Source organism: Chryseobacterium angstadtii (genome assembly GCF_001045465.1).
In the GTDB taxonomy this organism is placed as follows: Bacteria; Bacteroidota; Bacteroidia; order Flavobacteriales; family Weeksellaceae; genus Chryseobacterium; species Chryseobacterium angstadtii.
Genome location: NZ_LFND01000007.1, coordinates 252276 through 264724, shown reverse-complemented (window position 1 = coordinate 264724; position 12449 = coordinate 252276). Strand labels below are relative to the sequence as shown.

The window sequence follows — 12449 nt, the reverse complement described above, 5'->3', positions numbered from 1 at the left end:
ATAATATAAACCAATAAAAAATAATATTATGAGAAAAGTATTACATCTATTTTTGGTCCTGGTTACCATGACAACTATTTTTTCATGTACCGATTCTGAAGACCAAATGATTCCCGAAAATATTCCTACCGGACCGGATCTTTCAGCTTTTGGCCTGACAGGAATGAATGAGCTTGTATCTTTCAATGCGAATAATCCTAAAACATTTGCATCCAAAACAGCCATAACCGGAATTCCTTCCGGCGAAAAGTTAATGAGTATTGATTTCAGGCCGGCTACCGGAGAATTATATGCCTTATCCAATGCCAGCAAATTATACATCATTAATACCTCCAACGCCTCGGCAAGAACAGTAAGTACTACTGCTTTCAGTCCTGCTATTGCCGGTACTGTTGCTTCTATTGATTTCAATCCGACTGTAGACAGAATCCGACTGGTAAGCAACTCCGGGCAAAATTTAAGGCTTCATCCCGAAACCGGAGCTGTAGCCGCAACCGACACCAATATTTCAGGAACCGCCACAACAAGCATTACAGGAGTGGCTTATACCAACAGCAAAGCGGGAGCTTCTTCCACCGTATTGTATGATATTGATGCTGCCGCCGGAAAATTATTCAAGCAGGATCCACCCAATAACGGAACCCTGGTAGAAGTAGGAAACCTTGGGGCTACATTCTCAGGACAGGCTGCTTTTGATATTAAATACGACAACAGTACCGCCTTATTAGCATTAAATGAAAAGTTACATACTTTGGATCTGAATAATGGTAAGGCTACTTTTATAGGATCATTTCAGCAAGCCATTATCGATATGGCTATTCCGACAGAAGTAGTAGCTTACGCCATAGACAATTCCAATAATCTCCAGATATTCAATCCAAACAATCCGATGCCTGTTTCAAAAACAGTAGCCGGACTGCAAACGGGTGAGAATATTTTAGGAATAGATTTCCGCCCTGCCAATGGACAGCTGTATGCTTTGGGAAGTTCAAGCAGGATTTATACCATTAATTTAGGAACCGGTGCTGCTACCGCTGTAGGAACTACTCCTTTTGCCACTTTACTGGCAGGAACTGATTTCGGATTTGATTTTAATCCAATGGTAGACAGAATCCGGGTAGTAAGCAACACGGGACAAAATCTCCGGTTGAATCCCAATGACGGAACTCTTGCAGCAACCGATATGGTTTTGAATCCGGGAACCCCGATGATCAGCGCGGCTGCTTATACGAATAATTTTGCTGGTGCCACCACCACTACTCTATTCGTAATTGATCATAATACAGATAAGCTGTATCAGCAAAATCCTCCCAACAACGGAACTTTGGTGGAAACAGGTTCTTTGGGAATCAATATTACTAATGCTAACGGTTTCGATATCGGAAGTATGAGCCAGAAAGCGTATTTAATGGCTTCAGTAGGAACCTCAACAAAACTTTATACCGTGAATATGACTTCCGGAGCTGCAACAGCAGTTTCAGACTATCCTAACGCTGTAAAAGCTTTTGCCGTAGGGTTAGGATTTTAAAAAGACTCATAATAATTATTTCGATACGAAGAAGCGCGGAAAACTCTGTTTTCCGCGCTTCGCTTACTATAGATAGAAGAAAAATTAAATTTGTTGAGACTTTTTGGTTCTGTTAAAAATCCAGAAGATAATCGGGAAGATAAGCAGCGTCAATACGGTTGCCGTTATTAATCCTCCGATAATCACGATGGCTAAAGGTTTTTGGGATTCCGAACCGATACCTGTAGACAATGCAGCAGGCATTAGACCAATAGAAGCCATAAGCGCTGTCATAATAACGGGACGTGTTCTGGATTTCACTCCGTTTAATATGGCATTATCTAAGGTGAGTCCATTCTTGACATTCTGATGGAACTCTGTAATCAGAATCACTCCGTTCTGGATACAGATTCCGAGCAGTGCAATCATTCCCACTCCGGCAGAGATTCCGAAATTCATTCTGGTCAAATGAAGGGCAATAATTCCACCGATCAGGGCAAAAGGTACATTCGCCAATACAAGTAATGAATCTTTCATATTTCCAAAAAGGATAAACAGCAAGAAGAAGATCCCTAAGATACTGATCGGAACCACCTGAGCCAGTCGGTGTGAAGCTCTCTGCTGGTTTTCGAACTGACCTGTCCATCCAATGGAATAGCCATCCGGAAGGTCTATATTGGCTACTTTTTTCTGAGCATCGGCAATCGTACTTCCCAAATCACGGTCACGGATTGAAAACTTCACCCCGATGTATCTTTTAATATCATCTCTGTAAATAAAAGCGGCTCCGTTATCTTTCACAATGGTACTGATCTCTTTCAGCGGAATCTTGGCACCATCCTGAGTAGGAACCATCAAAGAAGCAATATCATTTTCATCTTTTCTGTATTCCTGGGAATAGCGGAGACGAATCGGGAATTTCCTTTCACCATCGAACATTTCAGAGGCTGTTTTTCCTCCGAAAGCCATTTCCAGCACAGATTGTGCATCATCCGGCATCACTCCATAAGCCGCCATCTTATCTCTGTCCAGCACCACACTTACTTCCGGCTGTCCGATATTTTTAATGATCCCCGGATCTTTTACCCCGTTTACATCTTTAATCTGTTTTAAAACTTCTTCCGCCAGTTTATCCAAAGTTTCCAGATTGTCACCATAGATTTTAATACCGTTTTCGGCTTTGAAACCGGCTACCGCTTCTGCTACGTTATCTGAGATCGGCTGGGAATAGTTAAAGGTAATTCCCTGATAACTTCTGAGTTTTTTATCAATTTCCTCAATCAGTTCCTCATGGCTGATCTTTCTTTTCCATTCTTCTTTAGGCTTCAGATTGACGGCAAACTGTACAAATCCGAATCCGTTCGGGTCTGTTCCGTCATTACTTCTTCCGGTTTGGGCCAGAACATCTGTGACTTCTGAGAAGCTCATAATGTCTTTTTTTAACAGATCAGCTGTTTTCAACGATTCTTTTAATGAAGAGCTCATCGGCATTTCTGCGGTGATCCATAATGAACCTTCATTCAGCTGGGGTAAGAATTCCGTTCCTAAAAATTTTCCGGAGAAGATGGTAACCACCATAAAAGAAATGGCTACAATTAAGCTCATTTTTTTATGTTTAAAAGTATAGTTGAACCCTTTCAAAACAATTCTGTCCCAGAAATTCACAAACGGATTGTTTTTTTCTTTTACATTTTTATTCAGTAAAATATGGGAAAGAACGGGAACCAGCGTTAATGTAAATATCAAGGCTCCTATGAGGGCAAAACCTAAAGTAAATGCCAAAGGAGAGAACATTTTACCTTCTACTTTCTGGAAAGAGAAAATAGGAATCAGGGAAGTAATGATGATCAGTTTTGAAAAGAAGATGGCTTTACCCAAGCCTGTACCGGTCTGTTTGATCCAGCCTCCTTTTGCGAGTTTATTAAATTTTTCTGTCCCGTATTTATGGGCTTTATGATCGAGCATCACAAAGAGTCCTTCCACCATGACGACGGCTCCGTCAATAATAATCCCGAAATCTACCGCTCCTAATGAAAGCAGATTGGCACTCATCCCGGCCAGTTTTAAACATAAAAAGGCAAACAGCAAAGAAAGAGGAATAATGATGGATACAATAAGCGTTGTTCTCCAATCCGCCATAAAAATCAATACAATCACGGTCACCAGAATAATCCCTTCAATCAGGTTGTGCATTACCGTGTGCGTGGTAAAATCCATCAGATTATCACGGTCGTAGAATGTTACCATTTTAACATCTTTCGGAAGTACTTTTTCGTTGAGCTCTTTAATTTTGGCTTTTACGCCAACCAAAACTTCTCTCGGGTTCTCGCCTTTTCTCATGACAACGATTCCTTCCACCGTATCTTCATGCTGGTTAAGACCAGCCTGCCCTACTCTTGGCATTGAACTTTCGTGAACATCTGCTACATTCTTCACCAATACCGGATTGCCGCTGTCATTCTGAATGGTAATATTTCCGATATCTGCTACAGATTTTACAAGACCGATTCCTCTTACTACATAGGCCTGGCCGTTTTTCTCGATCACATCTCCTCCAACATTTAAATTGCTTTTGGTAACAGCATCGTATACCTGAAGCGGAGTAAGGTTATACTTGTCCAGAGCTCTCGGATCTATACTTAATTCGAATACTTTATCCTGTCCTCCGAAAACATTGATGTCTGCTACTCCGGGAACTCCTCTCAAAGCACGGTCTATCACCCAGTTTTGCAAGGTAAGCAGCTCTCTGGAATCTTTTGTTTTACTTTCCAGCGTATATCTGAAAATCTCCCCGGTAGGCCCGTAGGGTGGCTGAACTTCCGGATCCACCTCATCAGGAAGGCTTACGGTTCTTAATTGGTTATTCACCTGATTTCTGGCGAAAGTATCATCCACCCCGTCGTCGAAAAGAATTTTAACAATGGATAGACCAAACATCGTGGTACTTCTCACACTTGTTTTCTTCTGGACCGGGCTCATGGCCAATTCGATGGGCGTAGTGACAAAACGTTCCACTTCTTCTGCACTTCGTCCATTCCATTGGGTTATTATGACAATCTGGGTATTGGTAACATCGGGGAAAGCTTCAATGGGCATATTTTTGAAACTGATGAATCCCGCAATGGCCAGAATAGCTACCCAGATAAAGGTAAATGCTTTGTTTTTTAAGGAAAAAGCAATTATATTTTTAATGAATTTATTCATGATGGATTAAATTGATGACCTAAAAAAGCCGTTGAAAGAAATATTATTTTAATTGAACCATTAAGATTAAGAGCAGTTCAGATTTTAAGCTCGATTAAGGAAATATCTGAAGATATTTTTCAGCTTCCCTCTTATTATATCTGCTTGCAGATACTTAATTTTCCCTAACAGCTTAAATAACCTTAATGGTTTAAAATGTATTAACTATTTAAAGAGCGATAAATCAGCAGCTGGTTGTTGGTGATCACTTCTTCACCTTCAGAAAGTCCTCCTGCGATATAGGTGATATCTCCCACCTGTTTCAGAACTTTTATTTCTTTAACCTTTATATCGGTTCTGGATTTAAAGACTACCACGAAACTTCTGTTATCATCAAAAATCACAGCCTTTGAAGGAACAGTCAAAGCTGTACTGCTCTCCGAGCTCGATACTTTGATCGTCGCTTTACTTTCCGGAATCAGGAGACCGTTTGCATTGTCAAGAACTACCCTTGCCTGCATGGAATTGGTTTCCGGGTCAATAATTTTGAAAATTTTATCTATTCTTCCATCAAAGATTTTATCGGGATAAGACAGTGTGGACACCTGCGCTTTCATTCCGAGGCTTATTTTTTCAATGTCTGATTCATTTACGTTCATAATGGCCCATACATTGGTAGTATTGGCTACATCGAAAATATTTTCACTTCTGTCACTTCTCAGCTGCATGTCTTTGTTGATATTTTTCTGAACAATATATCCGCTGATAGGGGCAACAACACTGTAGATGTTTCCTTTTTTCACATTGTAAACCGTACTTACGGCTGTTGCTCTCTGCATCTGGTCCTGGGCCTTTTGCAATACGCTTCTGGCTTCAAGAACTTCTCTTTCCGTATTCAACTTGCCTTCATACATTTCTTTGGCTACACGCAGATTATTCTGGGCTACCACCAGATCTGTCTTTGCATCGCTTACATCTTTCTGAACTTCTGCCAGCTCTGTACTTCGGATAGTCGCCAGAACCTGTCCTTTTTTCACGTAATCGCCCAGCTCGGCATTGACGCTTAAAACATTCCCTCCTACGAGTGGATAAACATCAATATAACTGTTTTTATCGGCGGAAATTTTTCCATAAAAACTGTATTGGTCTTCTATGTTTTTTCTCTCGGCTTTTGCTAAGGAAATAGAGCTTAGCATGGTATTGCTCAGTTCAAAACCTTTTTTGGCCTTCGGGCTTGGTTGTTCCTCTTTTTTCGCACATGATAATAAAGACAGGGCTATCAGTACAGGGATTATATATTTTTTCATAGCTTAATAGAAGATTTTCGTTTGTATGAGTTGATTAAGTTGTTCTGCCGACTGCATGATTTCATTCTTCATATCATAGATCTGGAGAGCGGTTTGTCTGTAGCTGTCCATAAAATCTGTAAATTCTATAAGGTTCACGTTTCCTTTTCTGAAGTTTTTCAGCATTCCGTCATACACCAGTTCCATATTACTAAGGTCCGTGGTTTTGATTTCGGCAAGCTGATCGTATTGGGTTTTCCAGGTTTTGTAAGCAGCCTGAACTTTAGTTTCAAGATTCAGTTTCTGATAATCTGCATTTTTCTGGTTCTGCTGAATGGCATAATTGGCTTTTACTACATTTCCCTGATTGGCTTTCCACAGCGGAAGAGGAATTCCTACCATAAGATTCACTTCATTTTTGAAAGTTCCTCCGTTCTGGTCCCATCCGGCCCCTACGTTCAGGTCGGGTACATTCAGGGATTTCTGCCATTGTGCATATAGTTTACTGTTATCAATTAATTTCAGGAAATATTGATAGTCAGAATTATTTTCCAGTGCCTTTTTCTTTAATTCTTCTTCATCTCCGAAAGGCTGTGCGGCAAGAATATCTTTAGCATCTGTTTCGGAAAGCTGTGGTTCGATATCATCCGAAACTCCGGTAAGTACTTTTAAATTCTGTTCAAACTCAAGAATGTTCTTATTGATTCCCAGTTTATCATTATTAAGCTGGATCACCAGACTCTGCAGTCTTACTTCGTCTTTAAGAGAAACGTTTCCTTTGGCCGACTGTACGCGGTAAGCGCTTAGAAGATCATTCATGTATCCCAACTGCTTATTGGTATTCTCCAGTTTAAGCTTTTCATAATACAGATTGAAGTAAGCGGCGTGAAGCTGGGTTCTGAGATCTACCAAAAGTTGTGAAAACTGAAGCTGGGCAAGTTCTTTGTTTGATTTTGCGAACGCAATTTCATTTTTCTTTTTCCCACCCATATAAATCAGCTGGGTGATCTCCGCTCCTTTGGCCTGGCCTATATCAAAAACTTTCTTACCTTCCGGATTATAGGCATTGATCTGCCCGCTCAGTTGTGGAAGTTCCCAGATTTTTGCCTGCAGAATATCTGCATCCGCCATATTGATATTGTATTGTTCTGCAAGCAGCTGAAGATTGTTTTTTTGAAATGCCTCTTCACAGTCTGAAAGCGACATTTGCTGCTGCGCTGCCATGAATGAGGAAATGGCAATAAACAGCCCTGCAATTTTGTTCATGATTTTCTTTTTAAAATACAAAATTGCCTTTATACGATTAAAACGAACTTAAAGAACCCTTAAAAAAAAATTAAATTTCCCATGAATACTGATATTTCGGAAGATCGTCTCTTTCATCAACCCTACTTATTTATTCCCTGCTTGTTGAATTTTTATGTTAAATTCAATCTTTGGTTTAACGAAAAAAAGTACAAAATCTGTAAGAATAGGGATTGAAATCAAAACCTATATTAAACAATCGTTTAACACATTGAAATAATCAAGTGGTATGATATGAAATAAATATGTTTTAAAGAAATTAAGACTGTTTAGCGAAAATCACACTAAACTTATTGATATATTCCGCCGGAGAAGAATACCCAATTTTTGCACCGTGATATTCAAGGATTCTTTTAACAATACGAAGCCCGAGACCTGATCCTGAAATATGCTGGGAATTGTTTCCTCTCATAAAAGCTTCAAACAACTTAGCCTGTTCTTCTTCCGGAATGGTTTCTCCGTGGGAAATAACGTCCACCGTAAGCATATCGCTGGTTTCAGTGATCAAAACATCCACTTCCACATCATCCGAATATACTGCCGCATTTTTGAACAGGTTGATAAAGACAATAACCAACAGGGAATGGATACCTGCTATCGTCAAAAGACCGTTTTCCGAAGTGTCCTCTGAAATTAGAAAATCCAGCTTCAGAGCAGGGTAACTTTTTTCCACCGCTTCGAAAGCTTCAAAAATAACTTCATCAATTCTTACTTCCTCATAAATACTCTGGATATTTTCCTTGTCGAATTTAGTCAGAAGCAAAAGGGAATTGGTAAGGTCGGACAGCTGATAAACATCCCGCTGAATCTGTTTTAAAGAAGAAAGGGTATCAGGAGAATGTTCTCCAAATTTAATCAGGTTTTCCAACTGAAACGCCATCCTTGTGATCGGGGTCCTGATTTCGTGGGAAGCACTGGCCGTAAAATCTTTCTGAGACTGAAAAACATCATCCAGCCTTGCAATCATGGTATTAAAGGATTTCGCAAGAACGTTGATCTCATCATTGGATTCCTGGACGGGAATCTGCGTTGTCAGTTTATGGGCTGTCACTTCTGAGATTTCGGTATTCAGATCTTCCAGAGGACGCAGAAACTGCCCCATAAAATAGTAGCTGAAAAAGCCGATCAGAAGCGTACTCATCACATAAGCCGTGATCAGAAGGTATTTAAGGTACTCCAGCTTTGATTTTCCATTGGTATCTAACGCACTGGTCAGGATGTAATAGTTCTCCCCATTGATATTTCTGAGAGCAGCATAAATCTCGGGAACGGTTTTTTCCGTGTAGATGATTTTCTTTTCATCAAGCTCTTTAAGAAGAACGCTGTCCCAGGTTACATTGCGATCCTTAATGGTACTGTAGATTAATTCTTTTTCGCTGTTAAAAATCAAGATGGTTTCATTGAGAAGGATATTATCTGAGTTTTCGTTAAAGAATATGGGTGCTTCTTCTTCAAAATCTTTAGACTTTGAAATAAAATGGGAAGTAAATTCCAGACGCTGTCTGAATCTTTCTTTGAACTCATCCCTTCTGAAATCGTTAAAAGACAGATAAATCACGGCCATCACCATTGCAAAAAGCAAGGAAAAAGCAACACTGATTGTTAATGCTATCTTTCTTTTTAAAGTCATCTACAGCGGACTTAGGTAATATCCGAAACCTGAACGGGTGTGGATAAGTTTAACTTTGAAATCTTTATCAATCTTTTTTCTTAAAAAATTGATGTACACTTCTACAGTATTGGTATTGGTATTGAAATTATGTTCCCATACATGTTCTGTAATCTGTTGCTTGGAAACAGTTCTCCCCTGTGCTTCGGCGAGATAGGCCAACAACTGAAATTCTTTCAGAGTAAGGGCTATTTCGTTACCGGCTCTGTAGACTTTCTGCTCGGTTTTGTTAATAATAAGATCATCTATCCTGATAATATCCTGATCGGTAGCATCGGAAGGTGCTTTTCTCCTCAACAGTGAATTCATTCTCAGCAGCAGCTCTTCAAACTGGAAGGGTTTCACCAGATAGTCATCCGCCAGTCTTGTGAAGGCATCTTTTTTATCGGAGATATCTCCATAGGCGGAGATGATGATGATAGGTGTATTTTTATCGAAAGAACGGATGGTCTGGCATACGTCCAGCCCGTTTATTTTTGGGACGTTAATATCCAGCAGATACAGGTCGTAGGTATTGTTTTTAATCTGGCGGAGAAAGGTTTCTCCATCATAGATTTTATCACAGGTAAAATGGTTGGATTCCAGGAAACGGCAAAGTTCCGCAGAAAGAATGAGGTCGTCTTCCAATAAAAGAATATTCATCAAAATCTTATTTTATACGAATTTAACAAAAAAATTATGTTCCTGTGTCATTACTTAAAAGCAGATGAAAAGATTTAATTAAATTTTAAGCCGAACTTCCTTATAAGAATTGGTTCCCTAGAAAAGCTTTTTTCACACAAAGTTCAATTTTAATTACATACAATATAATGGAAGTAAAGAAAGGAGTCCATTTCATTGGTTCTGAAAAAGGGGATGGATATATAATAATTTGAAATTTCAAGCAGATTAATCAGATGATACAGATTCTTACTTTTATAATCTATTCTATCCTGTAATCCGTGTAAGCATTTAGTTTTTTTGTTTAGCTCACAACTTTCTGTGCCTGATTCATTATTCTTAGGGAAACTTTCGGGCAAAAAAAAATCCCGAAATAAATCCGGGAAATTTTGAGAGCCAACTACGGGACTTGAACCCGTGACCTCTTCCTTACCAAGGAAGCACTCTACCGCTGAGCTAAGTCGGCACTAACTAAAAAAATCACACTGATTAGCATGATTTTATTTGAGCGGAAGACGGGGGTCGAACCCGCGACATTCAGCTTGGAAGGCTGACGCTCTACCAACTGAGCTACTTCCGCAATTTTGTTTCCAAAATTATTGGTAACGCTGTGCAAATCTAGGAAAAATCCTTTAGATACACAAGATTTTTATTAATATAAAATGTGGGGAGAGCAGGATTCGAACCTACGAAGCCGAAGCAACTGAGTTACAGTCAGTCCCATTTAGCCACTCTGGAATCTCCCCTCATGTTTATATTAAAATTGAGCCTCCAGAGGGATTCGAACCCACGACCCCGAGATTACAAATCACGTGCTCTGGCCAACTGAGCTATGGAGGCAATTTTAAAAAGTGAACTGAATACTTTAGAGAAAATCTACTCTACGTTTTTCAGCTGTGAAAAAAAAATCACCCTCAGACAGAGTGATACTTTTTGAGCGGAAGACGGGGGTCGAACCCGCGACATTCAGCTTGGAAGGCTGACGCTCTACCAACTGAGCTACTTCCGCAATTTTGTTTCCAAAATTATTGGTAACGCTGTGCAAATCTAGGAAAAATCCTTTAGATACACAAGTTTTTTTCATAATATAAAATGTGGGGAGAGCAGGATTCGAACCTACGAAGCCGAAGCAACTGAGTTACAGTCAGTCCCATTTAGCCACTCTGGAATCTCCCCTCATGTTTATATTAAAAAGAGCCTCCAGAGGGATTCGAACCCACGACCCCGAGATTACAAATCACGTGCTCTGGCCAACTGAGCTATGGAGGCAAATATAAAAAAGAATTCAAAAGATCGCTGTTCCCTTTTTGCGAGTGCAAATATAGAACGGATTTTTTGAATTCTCAAACTTTTTTATGACTTTTTTTATCTTTTTTTCTTACGCCATCTCTTTTTTCTTGATTAGTAGCTTTTTAGCTGTATCAACACAAAGGTCTAAACTTTCTTCAAAACTTTCGGATGTCTTTTTTACAACGATATCGTCACCCGGGACCGCTAAAATAAGTTCAGCTACTTTATTGCTTTTATCTGAGTTATTTTCAACTTTTAAGAAAACCTTGCACTCCTGAATTTTATCATAGAAGGTTTCCAACTTGCTTACTTTTTTGTCAATGTGTGATTCCAGTGGTTCGTGTGGAGTTAAACCAATTGATTGAACTGTGATCTTCATAATTCTTCTTTTTTAGATGCTCTTGGATGAGCCTGATTAAACACTTTTTTCAATTGTTCAATATTGGCATTCGTATAGACTTGAGTACTGGCAAGACTTGAATGCCCTAATATTTTTTTTACTTTGGAGATCTCCGCCCCATTATCCAAAACATGCGTAGCAAAACTATGCCGAAGGATGTGAGGACTTCTTTTTTCTTTCGTTGTTACCAGACTAAGGTACTTATTAACTACCACATAAACAAATTTTTCGGAGAGTTTTTTACCCTTTTTGTTCACAAAAAAATATGATTGATGTTGGCTTTCGGGTTGCCTTATTTCCAGATAACTTCTGAGCAGATCTGAAAGGTCTTGAGAAATAGGAATAAAGCGTTCTTTATTTCCTTTTCCTATTACCTTCAACTCATTTCCGCCTAAATTAACATACTCAAACATCAGGCCACAAAGCTCTGCTTTACGAATTCCTGTCTGGTATAAAACCTCAACAATGCACTTTTCGAGAATATCGCAGTGCTCTGCAAGAACACGATTGCTGAGTGTCTGCATTTCTTCCTGAGAGATAGGGATCTGTTTTTCAGCATAAAACTTAAGTGAGGAGATGCTTTCTGCGGGTGAAACTTTGATCTCCCCTAATTTTAAAAGAAATAAATAAAAACTTCTCAGGGAAGATAATTTTCTGTTGATACTTCTTTTTGAAATGTTGTTTTCACTTAGTTCTACGATAAAATTTCTGAGGACTTTTTTGTCTGCTTTGGAAATATCTTCCGATCCTTCTGTTTTGAGATAGAAATGAGAAAAATCGTCAAGGTCTTTTTTGTAGCTTGTAATGGTATGAGGAGAATACCTCTTTTCGAATTGTAAATATTCTAAATACTTATCTAACATCACTTAGGGTATAAAAACAAAAATTCACCTCTCAAATATACGAATATTTAAGAAGTGAATTTAGTATGTGGTTAAGAAAAATCTTAAGCCTGCTCTTCTTTGCTAAGCCCTCTCTGTTTGTGAGCGGCTTTCAGTCTAGCTTGTCTTAAAGTTACAGAAGGCTTAATAAACTGTTGTCTAGCTCTTAATTGACGAACTGTACCTGTTTTATCAAATTTTCTTTTATATTTTTTTAAAGCTCTGTCGATGGATTCCCCATCTTTTACTGGAATTATTAACATATTTT

At 39.1% G+C, this 12449-nt stretch carries 9 protein-coding genes and 7 tRNA genes; 1 reads left to right on the top strand and 15 read right to left on the bottom strand.

What is annotated here, in order from left to right:
• Positions 1-28 precede the first annotated feature (28 nt).
• Positions 29-1528: a DUF4394 domain-containing protein gene (locus ACM46_RS20120; RefSeq protein ID WP_048508467.1), complete on the top strand. Its 1500-nt coding sequence runs from the start codon at positions 29-31 to the stop codon at positions 1526-1528.
• A gap of 84 nt (positions 1529-1612) precedes the next feature.
• Here the strand turns inward: ACM46_RS20120 and ACM46_RS20115 are convergent, their stop codons facing one another.
• The 15 genes from ACM46_RS20115 to rpsU all read right to left on the bottom strand — a co-directional run bounded on the left by ACM46_RS20115 (position 1613) and on the right by rpsU (position 12444).
• Positions 1613-4711, bottom strand: a complete 3099-nt coding sequence (locus ACM46_RS20115; RefSeq protein WP_048508466.1) for an efflux RND transporter permease subunit — start codon at positions 4709-4711, stop codon at positions 1613-1615.
• 200 nt (positions 4712-4911) lie between these two features.
• Positions 4912-5997: an efflux RND transporter periplasmic adaptor subunit gene (locus ACM46_RS20110; RefSeq protein ID WP_048508465.1), complete on the bottom strand. Its 1086-nt coding sequence runs from the start codon at positions 5995-5997 to the stop codon at positions 4912-4914.
• Between the two features lie 3 nt (positions 5998-6000).
• Positions 6001-7242 (bottom strand): TolC family protein, encoded by a 1242-nt coding sequence (locus tag ACM46_RS20105; protein WP_083997479.1) that lies wholly within the window; start codon positions 7240-7242, stop codon positions 6001-6003.
• A 298-nt stretch (positions 7243-7540) separates the two neighbouring features.
• Positions 7541-8911 (bottom strand): ATP-binding protein, encoded by a 1371-nt coding sequence (locus ACM46_RS20100; RefSeq protein ID WP_048508464.1) that lies wholly within the window; start codon positions 8909-8911, stop codon positions 7541-7543.
• On the bottom strand, positions 8912-9592 hold the full coding sequence (locus ACM46_RS20095; protein WP_048508463.1) for a response regulator transcription factor: 681 nt from the start codon (positions 9590-9592) through the stop codon (positions 8912-8914). It lies immediately after the preceding gene.
• A gap of 412 nt (positions 9593-10004) precedes the next feature.
• A tRNA-Thr gene (locus ACM46_RS20090) sits at positions 10005-10076 on the bottom strand.
• Between the two features lie 41 nt (positions 10077-10117).
• Positions 10118-10190 (bottom strand) — tRNA-Gly (locus tag ACM46_RS20085).
• 85 nt (positions 10191-10275) lie between these two features.
• Positions 10276-10356, bottom strand: a tRNA-Tyr gene (locus ACM46_RS20080).
• Between the two features lie 20 nt (positions 10357-10376).
• Positions 10377-10450 (bottom strand) — tRNA-Thr (locus ACM46_RS20075).
• Positions 10451-10546: 96 nt separating this feature from the next.
• Positions 10547-10619: transfer RNA gene (locus ACM46_RS20070), tRNA-Gly, on the bottom strand.
• 86 nt (positions 10620-10705) lie between these two features.
• Positions 10706-10786: transfer RNA gene (locus ACM46_RS20065), tRNA-Tyr, on the bottom strand.
• A gap of 19 nt (positions 10787-10805) precedes the next feature.
• Positions 10806-10879, bottom strand: a tRNA-Thr gene (locus tag ACM46_RS20060).
• Between the two features lie 109 nt (positions 10880-10988).
• Entirely contained in the window at positions 10989-11279 is a 291-nt protein-coding gene (locus ACM46_RS20055; RefSeq protein ID WP_048508462.1) for an HPF/RaiA family ribosome-associated protein, read from the bottom strand.
• Positions 11276-12163 (bottom strand): tyrosine-type recombinase/integrase, encoded by an 888-nt coding sequence (locus ACM46_RS20050; protein ID WP_048508461.1) that lies wholly within the window; start codon positions 12161-12163, stop codon positions 11276-11278. Before ACM46_RS20050 ends, ACM46_RS20055 begins: the two co-directional genes overlap by 4 nt.
• 83 nt (positions 12164-12246) lie before the next feature.
• A complete protein-coding gene (gene rpsU / locus ACM46_RS20045) occupies positions 12247-12444 on the bottom strand; it encodes a 30S ribosomal protein S21 (RefSeq protein WP_048508460.1) in 198 nt (65 codons plus the stop codon).
• Positions 12445-12449: the final 5 nt, after the last annotated feature.